The 16023-nt window shown below is 61.0% G+C and carries 14 protein-coding genes; 3 read left to right on the top strand and 11 right to left on the bottom strand.

Going from position 1 to position 16023, the window contains the following annotated elements; all coding sequences use genetic code 11:
• The first annotated feature begins 2 nt into the window (after nt 1-2).
• Nucleotides 3-917, top strand: a complete 915-nt coding sequence (locus PQQ51_RS31505) for a LysR family transcriptional regulator (protein ID WP_408501108.1) — start codon at nt 3-5, stop codon at nt 915-917.
• On the opposite strand, the gene PQQ51_RS31510 is transcribed toward PQQ51_RS31505, so the two are convergent.
• From PQQ51_RS31510 to PQQ51_RS31520, 3 genes are all read right to left on the bottom strand, one after another.
• Nucleotides 908-2077: a porin gene (locus tag PQQ51_RS31510; RefSeq protein WP_408501109.1), complete on the bottom strand. Its 1170-nt coding sequence runs from the start codon at nt 2075-2077 to the stop codon at nt 908-910. The genes PQQ51_RS31505 and PQQ51_RS31510 overlap by 10 nt on opposite strands.
• Before the next feature lie 87 nt (nt 2078-2164).
• A complete protein-coding gene (locus PQQ51_RS31515) occupies nt 2165-2944 on the bottom strand; it encodes an enoyl-CoA hydratase/isomerase family protein (protein ID WP_408501110.1) in 780 nt (259 codons plus the stop codon).
• Nucleotides 2945-2963: 19 nt separating this feature from the next.
• Complete coding sequence (locus PQQ51_RS31520) at nt 2964-4151, bottom strand: CaiB/BaiF CoA transferase family protein (RefSeq protein ID WP_408501111.1); 1188 nt, start codon at nt 4149-4151, stop codon at nt 2964-2966.
• Nucleotides 4152-4451: 300 nt separating this feature from the next.
• On the opposite strand from PQQ51_RS31520, the gene hutC reads away from it, so the two are divergent.
• Nucleotides 4452-5204, top strand: a complete 753-nt coding sequence (gene hutC / locus PQQ51_RS31525) for a histidine utilization transcriptional repressor HutC (protein ID WP_408501112.1) — start codon at nt 4452-4454, stop codon at nt 5202-5204.
• A 24-nt stretch (nt 5205-5228) separates the two neighbouring features.
• Here the strand turns inward: hutC and PQQ51_RS31530 are convergent, their stop codons facing one another.
• The 6 genes from PQQ51_RS31530 to PQQ51_RS31555 all read right to left on the bottom strand — a co-directional run bounded on the left by PQQ51_RS31530 (nt 5229) and on the right by PQQ51_RS31555 (nt 11239).
• Nucleotides 5229-6128: a 3-hydroxyacyl-CoA dehydrogenase family protein gene (locus tag PQQ51_RS31530; protein ID WP_408501113.1), complete on the bottom strand. Its 900-nt coding sequence runs from the start codon at nt 6126-6128 to the stop codon at nt 5229-5231.
• A gap of 86 nt (nt 6129-6214) precedes the next feature.
• A complete protein-coding gene (locus PQQ51_RS31535; protein ID WP_408501114.1) occupies nt 6215-7750 on the bottom strand; it encodes an HAL/PAL/TAL family ammonia-lyase in 1536 nt (511 codons plus the stop codon).
• 90 nt (nt 7751-7840) lie between these two features.
• Entirely contained in the window at nt 7841-8755 is a 915-nt protein-coding gene (locus PQQ51_RS31540; RefSeq protein ID WP_408501115.1) for an ABC transporter substrate-binding protein, read from the bottom strand.
• Nucleotides 8756-8820: 65 nt separating this feature from the next.
• On the bottom strand, nt 8821-9534 hold the full coding sequence (locus tag PQQ51_RS31545) for an ABC transporter permease (protein ID WP_408501116.1): 714 nt from the start codon (nt 9532-9534) through the stop codon (nt 8821-8823).
• Nucleotides 9531-10181 (bottom strand): ABC transporter permease, encoded by a 651-nt coding sequence (locus PQQ51_RS31550; RefSeq protein WP_408501117.1) that lies wholly within the window; start codon nt 10179-10181, stop codon nt 9531-9533. Before PQQ51_RS31550 ends, PQQ51_RS31545 begins: the two co-directional genes overlap by 4 nt.
• A complete protein-coding gene (locus tag PQQ51_RS31555; RefSeq protein ID WP_408501118.1) occupies nt 10178-11239 on the bottom strand; it encodes an ABC transporter ATP-binding protein in 1062 nt (353 codons plus the stop codon). Before PQQ51_RS31555 ends, PQQ51_RS31550 begins: the two co-directional genes overlap by 4 nt.
• 358 nt (nt 11240-11597) lie before the next feature.
• Here PQQ51_RS31555 and PQQ51_RS31560 point away from each other — a divergent pair, with 358 nt between their 5' ends.
• A complete protein-coding gene (locus PQQ51_RS31560; RefSeq protein ID WP_408501119.1) occupies nt 11598-12362 on the top strand; it encodes a UTRA domain-containing protein in 765 nt (254 codons plus the stop codon).
• 115 nt (nt 12363-12477) lie between these two features.
• On the opposite strand, the gene PQQ51_RS31565 is transcribed toward PQQ51_RS31560, so the two are convergent.
• Both PQQ51_RS31565 and mqo read right to left on the bottom strand, forming a co-directional pair.
• A complete protein-coding gene (locus tag PQQ51_RS31565) occupies nt 12478-13590 on the bottom strand; it encodes a hypothetical protein (protein ID WP_459252356.1) in 1113 nt (370 codons plus the stop codon).
• A gap of 503 nt (nt 13591-14093) precedes the next feature.
• Nucleotides 14094-15740 carry a malate dehydrogenase (quinone) gene (gene mqo, locus PQQ51_RS31570; protein WP_408501121.1) on the bottom strand — a complete coding sequence of 549 codons (1647 nt, stop codon included), beginning with the start codon at nt 15738-15740 and terminating at the stop codon, nt 14094-14096.
• Between the last annotated feature and the right edge of the window lie 283 nt (nt 15741-16023).

A 16023-nucleotide genomic window follows, 5' to 3' on the forward strand; every position in this document is an offset into this window, starting at 1 on the left:
GCATGAGGTTCAACAATCTCGACCTCAATCTGCTGGTTGCGCTCGATGCGCTACTGAGTGAACGCAGCATTAGCCGCGCCGCAGAGCGCGTGCATCTGAGCCAGCCGGCGATGAGCAATGCCCTCTCGCGGCTGCGTGAGTACTTCAATGACGAATTGCTGGTGCAGGTCGGCCGCAAGATGGAGCCGACGCCGCGAGCCGAAGGTCTTGCGGACGCAGTGCGTGACGTGCTGGTGCGTGTAGAGGCGACCATTTCCACTCAACCCATCTTCTTGCCGCGCGAATCCAGCCGGGTATTCCGTTTGCTCGTTTCGGACTACACGTTATCGACGTTGATGCCGTATGCGCTCGCACTGATCTACGAGGAGGCGCCTGCTGTGCGCATTGAATTGCGCGCGCACGTTGCCCATCCCGCTCGCGCGCTCGAGCGCGCGGATGCCGACATGCTCATCATTCCGAGCGAATATTGTTCGTCGGAACACCCTATGGAGGTCGTGCTGGAGGAAGAGTTTTGCTGCGTGCTGTGGAAGGACTCGCCGCTCGCCCGCGCGCCGTTGACGCAGGAGACTTACCTCGACGCCGGCCACGTCGTCGTGCTTCCGGGCGAGGGACACCCTGCGATGGAGGACTGGTTCGTGCCGCACCTCGGCGTATCCCGCCGTGTGGAAGTCACCACCTTCAGCTTTGCGACTTCAGCGCAACTGGTGGTCGGGACACAACGCATCGCTACCGTGCATCGCAGGCTGGCAAAGCGCGTACAAGAGTACGCGCCAATCGTGATTCGCGATGTCCCGTTTCCGATGCCGGTCATGCAGCAGACCCTGCAATGGCACGCGCATCGGACAGCAGATCCGGGACTCACATGGCTCCGTGGTCTGCTGAAGGAATCGGTTACGCGGATGGACCGTCAGAACTGATGGCGAATGCCCACACGCGCCACGAATTGCCGGTTGTTCGACGAAGGATTGGCGATGTCCGGATTCGATGCGAATTCGAGCCCCGTTCCCGCTACCGCCGAGTCGTTCGCGACCTTGATGTAGACGCTCTGGATATAAATGTCTGTCCGCTTCGAAAGATTGTAGTCGGCCATTAACCCGAACTGATGGTACTTCGGCTTTGCACTTTCACCCGACGTACCCGCATAGGTCGCCGACGTGAACGTGTACATACCGCCGACGTAGAACGCAGGCGTGAACTGATACTTCGCATTCAGTTCGAAGTTATTGAACTTCAGCGAAGAGGCCGCCCCGAGCGTCGGACTCGGCGTCAACGACGCGTACAGCGTTGCATCGGGCCGCGACAAATCCGTGTGCGTGTAGACGAAGCCCAGTGTCGCAGACCCCAGCGTGTAATTGACACCCGCGCCGAAAACGCGTTGCCGGTCGGCGGTAAAGCTGCCATCCGCTCCAGCCGAGCCGAGGTTCGCGACCGCGCCCGCCGCGCCGTTATTGGGACTATCGACGTTGAGATACGCAGCCGCCGCAGTCAGGCCGCCGACGGTGTACTGTGCCCCGACGCTCAGCGCGCGGTTGCTCGCGAACGCAGTTGAATTGCTGAACGCGTAGGTGCCGCCGAACGTGAATCCGCCATAGCTCGCGCTCGCAAACTTCACAGCGTTGTCGAGGCGAAACGTGTTGTCGGTATTGTCGTTGTCGTACGGGTGCGAAAACATCGCACCGCCCCAGTTGCCGTTCGACGTCAACGGCGCGAGATAGTCGACCAGAGAATCGTACTGACGCCCGAACGTGAGCGTACCGTACGTCGCGCTCGATAATCCGACGTATGCCTGGCGGCCGAATATCTGGTTTTCAGGGCCCAATCTTCCGTTGTTCACATTGAACCCGTTTTCAAGCTGGAAGATCGCCGACAGTCCGCCACCCAGATCCTCAGTGCCCTTCAGTCCCCAGCGCGAGCCTTCAACATCGCCGCTGGACAGCGAATAGAGCTTGCCGCCGCCTGCGTTGCTCGTGTAGTTCAGACCTTCGTCGATGACGCCGTACAGCGTGACGCTGCTTTGCGCGTGGGCCGCACTGGCAACGCAACTCATCATGCCGATTACGAAAAGACTTCTCTTCATTATCACTCTCCAAACTGTCATGGGGTTCGTTTGAATAACATTGATGCTACGTATATCTAATTAATAGAATTAATAAAAACACCACCCTCAACACCCTTTGAACTGCGCAGGCCGCTTCTCGATGAACGCCGTCATGCCTTCCACCTTATCCAGCGTGTCGAAGCACAGCGCGCACGCGTCGGTTTCCGACCGGATGCCTTCGGATAACGTTGCACTCTCGGCAACGCTGATCGTGTGTTTGATTCTTTCCAGTGCCACCGGGCCGAGCGCTGCCACGCGGCTCGCCATAGCCCGCGTTTCGGCCAGCAGGCGATCGATCGGTACCACACAGGTGACTAAGCCGACTTCGTAAGCGCGTTGTGCGCTAAGGAATTCGCCGGTCAGCAGCATGTGTCGCGCGACACCACCCGCTACCGTGCGCAACAAACGCGGCACGCCGCCGGTACCGGGCATGATGCCGAGCTTCGCTTCCGGAAAACCGAAACGCGCATGCTCGGCCGCCACACGGATGTCGCACGCCAGCGCCAGTTCGAGTCCGCCGCCGAGGCACCAGCCGTTCACCGCGCACAACACGGGCTTGCGCAGGAAAGCGACTCGGTTATTCAACTGCAAAGCCGATTCCGACAAGGCAACGGACTCCTGTCCGTTCATGTGCACCATATCCTTGATGTCGGAGCCCGCCGCGAATACCTTTTCTCCAGCCGCGGTAACGATCACCGCGCGTATCGAGTCAGTCTGTTCCACCGTGTCCAACGCCTGGAACAGGCCGCGTCGAACGTCGTCGTTCAGCGCATTCGACGCTTCCGGGCGATTGATCGTGACGGTCGCCACTGGACCGTCGAGTTCGAGTCGTACGAATTGGCTCATGATCGTCGTTTCAACCTTGTCAGCAATTGTCTTTTTCACGAGCGAGCCAGTTTTCCAGTTCGCCCGTATGTTCGCCCAGCTCGGGCGCATGGATTGCGTGTCCTCGTGTCATCGTCGAGAAATGCACGGGCTGCTCAGGCAATTTCACGCGGACGTCTCCCATCGCGCCGGAGCGGTACAACGAACGGCGTGCGGCCTGCTCGCTGTCCACGGCTTGAGCCACGTTCTCGATCGGTGCGCAAGGAATGCCCGCGGCGGACAGCGCATCGAGAATGACGGCCACGTCGAGTTCGCGAGACCAACCTTCGATCGCTTCCCTCAGCGCTGTCTCGTTGACACCGCGAGACTCGTCTGACTCGTAGCGCGGATCGGAAATCAGATCAGGACGCCCGATCAACTTTGCGAAGACCGCGAACAGTTTGTTGTTCAGTACCGCGAGAATGAAATTGCCGTCTCGCGCGGCGAAAGCACCGAACGGCGCCGATAGCGGATGACGGTTACCGACTCTGGTCGGCGCTGTTCCCGTCGCGATGTACGCACAAGTGGCCGTCGGCATCAGGGTAAGCAGCGTATCGAACATCGCGATGTCCAGATAGCAACCCTCCCCCGTTGTCTGGCGCTGCACCAGTGCAGCAAGAATGCCCCACGACGCGAACAGACCCGCGGAAAGGTCGCCAAAAGCCTCGCCCACGATCGTCGGCGGACGATCGCGATCCCCATTAATCGACATGAGACCGGTAATCGCCTGCACCACGAGGTCGTAGGCCGGGCGGTTCGACGTATCGTTCTGGCCAAAACCGGAAATGCTCGCGTACACCAGCCGCTCGTTGCGGGCGCGAAGCGCCTCGTGGCAGATGCCGAGCTTCTTCGCCACACCCGGCCGAAAGTTTTCCACGACGACATCCGCTGTTTCCGCCAACGCAACGGCGCGAGCCAGGTCTGCGGGGTCCTTCAGGTCGAGCACCACGCTCTTCTTGCCCCGGTTCGCGAACATGAACAGTGCGCTCGAACCGTCCACGAACGGCCCGACATGCCGATAGTCGTCACCTTGCGACGATTCGATCTTGATGACCTCGGCGCCCAGGTCCGCGAGGAGTGCCGTGGCGAACGGGCCTGCCAGCACTCGGGTGAAGTCGACCACCCTGAGGCCGGCCAGAGGACCGGCCGCTGCGGTGGCCTTCGAAGAAGCGTCGTGCGAAATTGTCATAAACAGCACCTGGTGAACAGAAGGAAAGAGCGCGGACTTGACCTGTCCGCGCGACCTGAGCAGCTTGCCGCGTATCGCGCGTTGCGTTTGACGCACCCAACACGCATTTCATGCCACCTTCATCAATGGTAAATACATGTCTTTACAAGTACAAGTGTTTCAAAAACACCTGTTATAAGTGGCCAGACAGGATGCACGCCTGCCGTTCGTTCACACGCCAGCGCCCAGGTCATCTATACCTGGCATGTTAAGATTGGCGCACCGCCAACCATGCCGCGAACCACCGCGGCGAAACCGAACATGCGCCAAGCTTCCCCGAGAAACGTCAATGCAGGTCTGCCGCTGCCGCTCTACGAGCAAATCAAACAGTACGTACTGGACCGGATAGCCAATGGCACGTATCGACCCGGCGAAAAGATTCCGAGTGAAAACGAGCTTGTTACGGTCTTCGGCACGTCCCGGCTTACGGTCAACCGCGCTCTGCGCGAACTGTCGAACAATGGCGTGCTGCAACGCCTGCACGGTGTCGGCACTTTCGTGGCGCAGCCCAAGGCGGCGTCAACGTTCATCCACCTGCACAACATTGCCGACGACATCCGTTCGCGTGGTCAGAACCTGACGATTCGCGTTCACGATCTCACGCGTGTTCGACCGAATGCCGAAGTCGCCGCCCGCATGGAAACGACACGCCGCGACGCTCTCTTTCACAGCCTGATCGTGTACTGCGCCGACGGCATACCGGTCCAGCTCGAAGACCGTTTCGTCGCACCCAGCTTCGCACCTGACTACCTGCGTCAGGACTTCACGCAAAAGTCGACCACGGACTACCTGCAGTCGATCGCCCAGCCGACCTCCGCCGAGCACGAAATGCAGGCGATCAACCCCGACACGACCGAAGCGTCGCTGCTGGAAGTCAACGAAGTCGAACCCTGCCTGCTGGTTACCCGCAAAACATGGGTGAGCAGCTCGGTCACGACGTTCACCCGTTTCCTGCATCCCGGCTCGCGGCATACTTTTTTCAGCCGTTCATCGCTGGACTCGGTAGCGTTCTGAACGGCCCCTGAACGCGGGATCGATTCAACGCGCCGTCTTGCTCGCGCTGTGCTTCTGCAATATTTGCACGGTCTCGTCGCGGCGCCGCAGTGTCGACGCGATGCTGTCGGCGGTCCACTGATAGAAGCCCCGTCCGCTCTTGATGCCGAATGCCTGCTCGTCGCACAACTGCCGGACGATCGCCGACGTACCGGTGTCGCGCGACAGGGATTGCATCAAAATACCGGACACCTTTTCCACCACGTCCAGTCCGGCCAGATCCATCAGTTGCAGCGGGCCGGATGCCGACCAGCGCGGCGCAAGCGTGGTCTCGACCGCGCGGTCGACGTCTTCGACCGACGCCACGCCCTTTTCCACCAGATAGAGCGCCTCGCGCAACATCGCGTATTGCAGACGGTTCACGACGAATCCGGCGATGTCCTGATTGACCTCGATCGCCTCCTTGCCGATGCGAACGCATACGGCGCGAGTGCGGCGCACGGTTTCGTCGGTTGTGAATTCGCCACGCACGATCTCCACCAGCGGCATGATTGCCGCGGGATTGAACCAGTGAAGTCCCACTACCCGCTCCGGGTGGCGCAAACCCTCGGCGATGGCCGTGATCGGTACGCTGGACGTATTCGTAGTCAGCAGGCAGTCCGCCGACACAACGTCCTCAACGTCCCTGAAAATCTGCTGCTTGACGTGAACGTCTTCGGCCACGTTTTCGCTTACGATCGAGGCGCCGCTCACGCACTGTTCGAGCGACCCCGTATAGTCGACGAGTACATCTTCTCCAGCCAATCGTTCGACTGTGACGCGTGCCTCGTCGAGCGTACGTTCGCTGCGTGAATAAACGGCGACCTTATAACCCCGCGAAGCAAATACGCCGGCAATCGCGGCGCCCATCGTTCCCGCACCCACAACAGCCACTTTTTCCTGCATTCCGTACTCCCTACTTCATGTCAAATGCGCCCGCCGCGGCGGGCAAACCAGGTTCCCGTCGCACCGGCAGAGCGACAATACGCCGTTCACGAACCTGCGCGATCCACTGCCTGCGCCAGCACGCCGGACTGGATCAGGTCGCGCACGGCTCGCAGATCGTGATGCAGTTCGCGATCGCTCTCCAGTACGCGTACACGTTGCCGGATCGCGTCGTAGACGGCGCCCGTACCGTTTCCGGCCCGTAGAGGGCGATGAAACTCGAGCGCCTGCGCGGCGCAAAGCAGCTCGACGCTCAGGATGTCCAATGCGTTGTCGATTGCCGTCATTGCCTTCTGTGCGGCGGTCACACCCATACTGATGTGGTCTTCCTGGCTCGCGCACGTCGAGACCGTATGCACGCTCGCCGGCGCTGCCAGCGCACGGTTTTCGCCGGCGCGCGCCGCGGCGACGTACGGTGGAATCATGAGACCGGAATTCGCACCGCTCTGCGCCACCAGAAATGGCGGCAATCCGCTGATGTGCTCATTGGTCAAGCGGTCGGAACGAGCCTGCGACATCGTACTCAGATGGGCGATGGCGATCGCCAGAAAGTCCAGCGCGAGTGCCGTTGGCGCGCCGTGGCCGTTGCCGCCCGGCAGCGCGGCCAGATGCTCGCCTTCATCGACGAAGACCGGATTGTCCGTGACCGAGTTGATCTCGATGTCCAACACGTTGCGGCAGTATTCCAACGCGTCCCGCACTGCGCCATGCACTTGCGGAATGCAGCGCAGACTCAATGCGTCCTGCAGGCGATGATGCTGGTTGAATTCGAGAATCTCGCTGCCGGCAAGCATCTCGCGCAGCCGGCGCGCGGTCTCCACCTGGCCGGGATGCGGGCGCAGAAGCTGCAACCGCTCGTCATAGCCGCGGCTGTTGCCGCGCAGACCTTCAAGGCTCATTGCACCCGCCACGTCGGCCGTCTCGATCAGCTGGGCGGTGCGGTGCACCGCGAGCGCGCCGATGCCGGTGATCTCGTAGGTGCCGCTCAGGAGCGCGTGGCCTTCGCGAAGCCCCGGCTCCCGCACGTCGATGCCCGCGCGCCGCATCGCCTCGCGGCCCGGCAACAATTCGCCGCCGTACCATGCCTGCCCTTCGCCGAAGATCACCAGCCCTATGTGCGCGGTCGCGATCAGATAGCCGACCGAACCGCCGCTCGGTGCGTACGGAACAACGCCCGCGTTCAGCATCGCGGCCATGGTTTCCACCAGCGACGTGCTCACTCCGCTCGCGCCCTGCAGCAGGCTCTTGATCAGGGTCGCCATGATCGCCCGCACCTCTGCCGGCGTGTACGGCTTGCCCACGCCGCACGCGTGACTCTTCAGCATGTTCAGTTGGGCGCACGCCATTTCTGCGGACGACAACGTCTGCGTGTACAGATCGCCCACACCCGTGGTCAAGCCGTAGATGGCCTGCTTGCGCTCCATCATCAGCAATACGCGTTCGTGTGTTTGCCGCATGCCGTCGAGTGCAGGTGGGTCGAGCAGAACCTGCGCGCCGGCCGCAATTGCGGCAATGTCAGCGACACACGTGCGTGCCTTTCCGAGTCTGATGCCGGTACTATCGACCGGAGATTGCTGTGTCACTTCCTATCCTTTATCTGATTGCCTTGAGAGCATTCGAAACCGTCATCCTGGCCGGCGCGAGGTACCCGGCTTGCGCGCGCGAGCGTCGCGTTAGCGATCGAGCTTTTTCTTCTTCAGCCAGTCTGCTGCGACGGTATCGAAGCTCTCCTGATTGGCGAGGCGGCTGTTCATGACAACCAGGTCGTCCGTACTCAGCGCGGCGGACACGTCATTCAGTACCCGCTCCACCTTGTCGTTGAGCTTGTCCTTCGCGACGAGCGGCACAATGTTCTGCGCGGGGAAAAGGTTCTTCGGATCCTTCAGCGCGATCAGCTTGTCCTGCTTCATGGCCGGGTCCGTCGACGTCATGTCCGCCGCATGCACCTGGCCGTTCTTCAGCGCAGACAGCGTAATCGGTCCTGCCACGTCGAGCGTCTTGAACGACTTGAAGGTCAGTCCATAGACATCCTTGAGCCCTACTACGCCCTCGCGGCGCGTCTTCCATTCAGGCGGTCCACCGAGTACCAATTGTCCGGCCACTTGCGTGAGATCGGAGATCGAGGTCAATGAGTATTTCTTCGCCGTCGCCTGTGTCACCGCAAGCACGTCGGTATCCTCGGCCTTTGAATACGTGAGCATCGCGACGTTCTTCGGCAACGCCGAGGCCAATGCCTTCGCCACGTCGTCGGGCGTATGCGCGGACGCGTCCTTGTCGAGATAGCTGAGCGTCGCGCCGGTGTACTCGGGAATCACGCTGATCGATCCGTCGAGCAGTGCCGGCATGTACACCTCGCGGCTACCGATGTTGAGTTTGGTATCGGCCTTGATGCCCTTCGCGCGCAGAGCCTGCGCGTAAATCGTAGCGAGCAGTTCGCTTTCGGGAAAATCGGCCGAGCCGACCACCACGGTGCCGGCCGCGGCAGTGCTGCCGCCCGACGAAAGCGGGTTGTCGGCGGCTTCGGCCGACAGGGTGATCGCGGCGGAAATCGCAAGAGCGCACGTCGCAACGCATAGCTTCTTCATCATGGTCTGTTCCTCTCAAATTGACATTTCAAATCGGAAAGTCAGCGCGACGAACTCGCGCCGCCGCTTCACTCGCTCACCAGGTTCATCGACCGTTTTTTAGAATGCTTTTTTTGCCGCTGCGTGAGGCCCGGCGAAACGACTGCCCGCGACAGAACGCCGAGCACAAGATCGGCCGACAGAGCGAGCACGCCGACGAGAATCGCGCCAGCGGTCATCTGCAGATAGTCGTTCTGCGCGCGCCCGTCGATGATCAGTCGCCCCAGGCCGCCGAGCGATACGTACGCGGCAATCGTTGCTGTCGAGATGGTCTGCAGGGTCGCGCTGCGTAGCCCGGAGATAATCATGGGCAACGCGCACGGCACCTCGACGCCGAGCAGCAGCCATAGCGGGCGATATCCCATGCCTCGCGCCGCGTCGACCACCGCCGGGTCTACCGCGAGAATGCCCGCATAGGTGGCCGTCACGATGGGCGGCATGGCCAGTACGGCCAGCACGATCAGGCTCGGCACCTCGAACGCCAGATCGGACTCGAACACCGGTCCAAACAGAATGACGAGCAGCGCAATCAGGCCGAGGCTCGGGAGCGCCCTCAATGCGTTCGCACAGCCGGCAATGACGAAAACGCCACGCCGCGTGTGTCCGACGTACAACCCGATCGGAATGCCGACCACCGACGCGGCGAGAAGCGCCATTCCCGTGTAAGCGAGGTGTTGGACAATCAGATTGACGATGCCGTCTGCGCCGGCCCAGTGAGAGCCGTCAAGTAACCAGTCGATCATGAGCGTGTTGCCTCCGGCCGCCACGGTGTGAGCGAGCGGCCAATCAGAACGACGAGGCCGTCGAGCGCCACCGCGAGAAACACGCAGAGCACGATGCCGGCCACAATCGGAGTGAGGAAATGAAGTTGGAGTCCTTGCGTGAATAGCGCGCCGAGTTGCGGCATACCGACGAGCGCTGCAACGGACACGATACTCACGTTCGATACCACCGCCACGCGCAACCCTGCGGTAATTACCGGCACGGCAACGGGCAGCTCCACCGTCAGGAAGCGATGAAACTGCCGATAGCCCATCGCACTGGCCGCCTGCACCGTTTCCGGCGGCACGGCGCCGAGGCCGTCGTCGACGGTGCGCACCATCAGCGCAATGGTGTAGACGGTCAGTGCGACGACCACGTTGATCGGGTCGAGGATGCGGGTGCCGAGAATGGCGGGCAGCAGAACGAACAGAGCCAGCGATGGGATCGTGTAGAGCAGGCCCACCGCACCGAGCAGCACAGACCTGAACACACCGCTGCGATGAGCGAGCCAGCCCAGCGGAATCGCACAGATCAATCCGAGCACGACGGGCACGAGCGAAAGCGCGAGATGCCAGCCGAACAGCATGGCTATCGCACCCGATTCGCGGACGAGCCAGGCGAAATTCATGCCGACCTCCTCATCGGGTCAGCGGGCCGCCCGTCGATCAGACCGATCACCTGCTCGCCGCTCAGCGTGCCGAGCAGAGCCCCATCCAGGCCGACTACCGGACCGCGCCGGGCGGGCGAACTGAGGACGGCGTCGAGCAGTTGCCGCAACGTGCCGCTCACGGTCGCGATTGTTCCGCTCAGGTTAAGGTCCTCGGTGCGCACCGGTCCCGCCAGTTCGGCCGGCTCGACCCAGCCGAGCGGCCGGTTGAGATTGTCGACGACAAGCAGCCAGCGGCCACGCGCCTGGCTGCGCGCTGTTGCAGGTGCACAGCCCAGCGTGACGGTGGGTTCGGGACCTACCGTCAGCTCCGAACCGAGCGCCTCGAACCCGAGCGAACGATATCCGCGATCACGGCCGATGAAATCGGCGACGAACGCATTCGCAGGCTGGCGCAGCAGTTCCTGCGGCGATGCGATCTGCGCGAGCTGGCCGCCGGTGCGCAGCACCGCCACCTGATCGCCGAGCTTGAGGGCTTCGTCGATGTCGTGCGTAACCATGATGATCGTCTTGCCGATCTCACGTTGCAGCCGCAGGAATTCATCCTGAAGTTGCGTCCGCACGACCGGATCGACCGCGCTGAATGGCTCGTCCATCAGCATGAATTGCGGATCGGACGCGAGCGCGCGCGCCACGCCCACGCGTTGCTGCTGGCCACCCGAAAGCTGCCATGGGTAGCGCGCGCCGAACGCGTGCGGGAGCCCGACTCGCTCGATCAGTTCCTGTGCGATTGCGCGGGCCTCTTTCCTGTTTTTGCCGTTGAGCCGCGCGGTGGTCGCGACGTTGTCGAGAATCGTTCGATGCGGAAACAGGCCCGCATGCTGGATCACGTAGCCGATGCGCCGCCGCAACGCGGCCTCGTCCATATTCGCGGTAGATTCGCCGCCGAGCCGGATCACCCCGGACGATGGCCTGATCAGACGATTCACCATTCGCAACGAGGTCGTCTTGCCACAGCCTGACGGGCCGACGAGCACCGTTAATTGGCCCGACGGCGCCTCGAACGATAGTTCGTTCACTGCCGTAGTGCCATCGGGATAGCGCTTGGTAACACTCTCGAAAGAAATCACGATTTCGTCCTTATCGACGGGTAAAAAACCGCCTCGTTTCTCGCGGTTTTGCAACATCCCGCGCCCCACACCTGCTGCACGAGCGTCTCTTTTCTCCTGCTGTGGGACACGTCTACTTGTCTTTACATGTATAGCTGAATGTTGGCAGCATTCAGAGGGGGCTGCAAGTCGAAAAAAAATAAAAATTCAGCGCCCGCCCTTCAACCGTCTGCGCTGCTCACGACCCGGCCGTTCCGCTGAGCGATTGCATGTGGCTCGCCTCATATCTAGTATATGCATGTAAAGACAAGTTGATGAGTGGTGAGGGATGAGCAGAGAATCAGATGCGGGTCACGAACCGTGCCAACGCCCGACAAACCGCACGGGCCGGCAGGCGTTGCCACCGTATGTTCAGGTTAAGCGTTATGTGCTTAAGTGCATTCGCGACGGCGTATGGGGCAGCGGCGCGCGCATTCCCGTCGAAGTGGAACTGGCGATGGAACTCAACCTCGCTCGCATGACTGTATCGAGAGCGCTTCGTGAACTCGCCGACGAAGGTGTTCTGGCGCGTGTTCCCGGATCGGGAACCTATGTAACGCCAGGCTACACGGATAAGGTGGAGATTCGCCCGATTGCGGTCGATATCCGCGAGAGCGGCCGCACGCATCGCGCACTCGTGATGGCGTTGGAGCGTGGGGTGGACGACAGGATGCAGCGCATATTCGAAGTCAGGCCGGGCGAGCCGGTGCGTGAACTATTGCGCTCAAAAACCGTTCATTTCGACGACGGCGTTCCGGTCCAGCTCGAAGAACTCCATGTCGATTCAGCCAGGGTTCCGCACTATGACGAGCAGGACTTCACACGGCGCACGCCTGGAGAGTATTTGCGCGACACACTCTCGCTGCGCGTGACGGCGCTGCGTGTTTTCGCGCAGCGGCCACCGCCGGCTATTCGTGATGAACTGAAGATGCAGCTTGGGGAGCCGTGTCTCGTCGTGTATCACGAATCCCGAACCGGTGACGATCTCGTTTCCGTCTCAACGTTATGGCATCCTTCCTCGCGGTTTCATCTGCGTGGCACGCGACAACTTTAGAATGTCCCGGCATCTTCATGTCGATCACGAACGATTAAAGGCCGGCCGTAGACTACGGCCAGCCTTTCCCTTCTACCCCTGTTGCAACAGGAATTCGAGCGGACTTCCGCTGCAATTACGCAAACTGCTTGGGGGAGAATTTCGCAGAAGAAGCGAGACCCCCTTGCGCTGCCCACTCAAAATCGTTCGCACCGGCAATGCCGTCCGCGCCCGGCACGTCGTGCGTCTCGATCTTGTTGAACGTGCCGGGATGCGACAGCATCCACTTCGCGGCGTCGGAGACTGTCGACGGCGTGCCCGACGCAGGCGAATACGCGAGCTGATACAACTGGTTCGGGTTCAACGTCGGGATGCCGTGCTGACTCATATAAGCCGACAATGCACCCGATGCGCTTTGCGCGTTCGTCGGCGTGCCAGCGTTATCCGCACCGGCTGACGAAGCGTCCGCATCGTCGTCGCTCGCGGAAGCATCGAGGCCGCCCTGCGCTGCCCACTCGAAGTCGTTCGCGCCGGCAATGCCGTCGGCGCCCGCCACGTCATGCGTTTCGAGCTGATTGAAGGTGCCCGGATGCTTGAGCATCCACTTGGCGGCGTCGGAGACTGCCGACGGTGTGCCCGATTTCGGCGAGTACGCGAGCTGATACAACTGGTTCGGATTCAACGACGCAACATTGTTCTGGCTCATGTAACCCGACAACGCGCCCGCAGCGCTTTGTGCGTTCATCGGAGACGTGCCGAGTCCACCTTGCGCTGCCCACTGGAAATCGTTCGCACCGGCGATACCGTCGGAGCCCGGCACGTCATGCGTTTCGATCTGGTTGAACGTGCCGGGGTTCGACAGCATCCACTTCGCGGCATCGGAGACGGTGGACGGCGTGCCCGATTTCGGCGCGTACGCGAGCTGATACAACTGGTTCGGATTCAACGACGGAATATTGTTCTGGCTCATATAACCCGCCAGCGCGCCCGACGCGCTTTGCGCGTCCAGCGGCGTATCGTCGCCACTGCCGCTGCCGGAACCCGTCGCTACTTCAGCGGCGTTGATCATTGCGGCCGCATACGCGGGATTCAGGAAGCCATCTGAGGTGAACTGGTCGGGCAGCGTGTCGTCGGACGTGTCGAGGCCGCCCTGCGCCGCCCATTGGAAGTCGTTCGCGCCGGCAATGCCGTCGGAGCCCGGTACGTCATGCGTTTCGATCTGGTTGAGCGTGTCGGGATGCGACAGCATCCACTTCGCGGCGTCGGAAACCGTCGACGGCGTGCCCGATAAAGGCGAGTACGCGAACTGGTACAACTGATTCGGGTCCAGCGACGAAATACCGTTCTGACTCATGTAGTTCGATAGCGCAGCCGACGCGCTCTGTGCGTTCGTCGGCGTGCTGCCCGACGAATTCGGCGAGCCGGCTTTGGACGTTTTGGGAAAGAACGCGTCTGGACGCTGAAAACCACTGACTTGCACCATACCACCCCCGAGAAGAGCTTTGACCTATTGGAAGATTGACTGGGACGCAGGCACTCTGCCGACTGACGTGAGCGAAACGTGAGCGAAGCCCGTCGCAGAGACCTTACGAGTTCACTATGTCATGGTCAGTGTTCGCGCTACGGGTATCGTGCGAACTCTTGTCGACGTATGCGAATGGCGTTCGTCTATAGGAAAGCGCGTTCCACTCGCGCCGGTTTCTCGAGGGTTCAGACAGCGGAACGGGAGGTGCTCCGCTGTCATTTTCGGGGTTACAGCGCCATGTCAGCCGCAGCCTTGGCCGGCTGAGGCGTGGCGGCCTCGGGCTTCGAACCCGGCGTCGTAGTGAGGTCGATTTGCGGCGGCGGCGTCAGTTGCAGCACGTCGCTGGTGTAGGTCCATTCCTGATAAACCTTCGCCGGGCTGTCGTTGAGTTTCGTGCCATAGCTCGGAACGATCTGGCGGATTTTCTCCTGCCACGCCGGCGTCGCGACCTTGTCCTTGAACACCTTCTCGAGCAGGCCGAGCATGATCGGCGCAGCGGTCGACGCGCCCGGCGACGCGCCCAGCAGGCCCGCGATACTGCCGTCCTGCGAGCTCACGATTTCCGTACCGAGCTTGAGCACTCCGCCCTTCGCCGCATCGCGCTTGATGATCTGGACGCGCTGACCGGCTTGCCACAGGCGCCAGTCTTCCTTCTTCGCCAACGGGAAGTATTCCTTCAACGCGTTGAAGCGATCGTCGTCGCTCAGCATCAACTGACCCGCCAGGTATTGGACGAGCGGAAACTCGTCGATGCCCACGTGCACCATCGGCATCACGTTATGCGTATTGGTGCTGCTCAGCAAATCGAGGTACGAGCCATTCTTCAGGAATTTGGTCGAGAACGTCGCGAACGGTCCGAACAGAATGATCTTCTTGCCGTCGATAATGCGCGTGTCCAGGTGCGGAACCGACATCGGCGGCGAACCGACGGAAGCCTTGCCGTATGCCTTGGCCAGGTGCCGGTTTACTACTTCCGGATTTTCCGTCACGAGGAACGAACCGCCGACAGGAAACGCACCGTAGTCGCGCGCTTCCGGAATACCCGACGCCTGCAGCAGGTGCAACGCACCGCCGCCTGCGCCGATGAACACGAATTTCGCGTCGACGTCCTGCGGGGAATCACCCGTTTGGGTCTTCACGTAGGACACTCGCCACGTGCCGTCGGCATTGCGCGTGATGCTGCGCACTTCGCTGGAGAGCGAGAGATCGAAGCCGGGCTGTTTCTGCAGGTAGCCGACAAACTGGCGCGTAATCTCGCCGAAGTTCATATCGGTGCCCACCGGCGACCACGTTGCCGCAACCTTCTGCTTCGGATCGCGGCCTTCCATCATCAGCGGAACCCACTGCTTGATCTGATCGAAGTTGTCCGAGTACTTCATACCGCGGAACAACGGGCTCGCTTGCAGCGCGTCGTAACGTTTCTTGAGGAAACGAACGTTGTCGTCGCCCCAGACAAAGCTCATGTGCGGCGTCGAATTGATGAACGAGCGCGGATTCTTGAGCACGTCGTTTTTGACCTGCCACGCCCAGAACTGGCGCGACACCTGAAAGGCTTCGTTAATCTCGACAGCCTTCGAAATGTCGATCGAGCCGTCCGGCTTCTCAGGCGTGTAATTGAGTTCGGCCAGCGCCGAATGTCCGGTGCCGGCATTGTTCCAGCCATTCGAGCTTTCCTTGGCCACGCCGTCCAGACGCTCGATCATCATCATCGACCAGTCGGGCTGGAGTTCGTGAAGCCATACGCCCAGCGTCGAACTCATGATGCCGCCGCCCACCAGCAGAACATCGACCTTTTTCGTCTCGCCGGCTTGCGCAGAAAGCGCACCCACGGAAATAGCCAACCCCAACAGAACTGCTCTTATCGTTTTGATCACTGTGACTAACCTTTCTGAACTTCCATAATGTATTTGCCAGTACTTCTGCTTGATGATTCCGACAACAGTTCTTCGAACATTTCAGTCCGGCCTGGAAGACTCGAATAGGAGATTCAAAGTCCGGATGCGCGAAGAAGAACGTGCGGCAACACGTTCGGTGGCGCTGTCGGGATCAAGACGATGGCGAAAAGCTGCGGGAATAGCGCTATTGGGCACCGCGTGGAAATTTGCGGTGCTGGGAACGCTGCAATGGGTTTAGCTACCGGTAAAGATCAGCGCCATC

Source organism: Paraburkholderia xenovorans (assembly GCF_046030735.1).
GTDB lineage: Bacteria > Pseudomonadota > Gammaproteobacteria > Burkholderiales > Burkholderiaceae > Paraburkholderia > Paraburkholderia xenovorans_A.

Excerpts from the sequence above, each read along its gene's own strand:
- PQQ51_RS31505 (WP_408501108.1), top strand. The coding sequence starts at position 3 with ATGAGGTTCAACAATCTCGACCTCAATCTGCTGGTTGCGCTCGATGCG.
- PQQ51_RS31510 (WP_408501109.1), bottom strand. The coding sequence starts at position 2,077 with ATGAAGAGAAGTCTTTTCGTAATCGGCATGATGAGTTGCGTTGCCAGT.
- PQQ51_RS31515 (WP_408501110.1), bottom strand. The coding sequence starts at position 2,944 with ATGAGCCAATTCGTACGACTCGAACTCGACGGTCCAGTGGCGACCGTC.
- PQQ51_RS31520 (WP_408501111.1), bottom strand. The coding sequence starts at position 4,151 with ATGACAATTTCGCACGACGCTTCTTCGAAGGCCACCGCAGCGGCCGGT.
- hutC (WP_408501112.1), top strand. The coding sequence starts at position 4,452 with ATGCGCCAAGCTTCCCCGAGAAACGTCAATGCAGGTCTGCCGCTGCCG.
- PQQ51_RS31530 (WP_408501113.1), bottom strand. The coding sequence starts at position 6,128 with ATGCAGGAAAAAGTGGCTGTTGTGGGTGCGGGAACGATGGGCGCCGCG.
- PQQ51_RS31540 (WP_408501115.1), bottom strand. The coding sequence starts at position 8,755 with ATGATGAAGAAGCTATGCGTTGCGACGTGCGCTCTTGCGATTTCCGCC.
- PQQ51_RS31545 (WP_408501116.1), bottom strand. The coding sequence starts at position 9,534 with ATGATCGACTGGTTACTTGACGGCTCTCACTGGGCCGGCGCAGACGGC.
- PQQ51_RS31550 (WP_408501117.1), bottom strand. The coding sequence starts at position 10,181 with ATGAATTTCGCCTGGCTCGTCCGCGAATCGGGTGCGATAGCCATGCTG.
- PQQ51_RS31560 (WP_408501119.1), top strand. The coding sequence starts at position 11,598 with ATGAGCAGAGAATCAGATGCGGGTCACGAACCGTGCCAACGCCCGACA.
- PQQ51_RS31565 (WP_459252356.1), bottom strand. The coding sequence starts at position 13,590 with ATGCTGTCGCATCCCGACACGCTCAACCAGATCGAAACGCATGACGTA.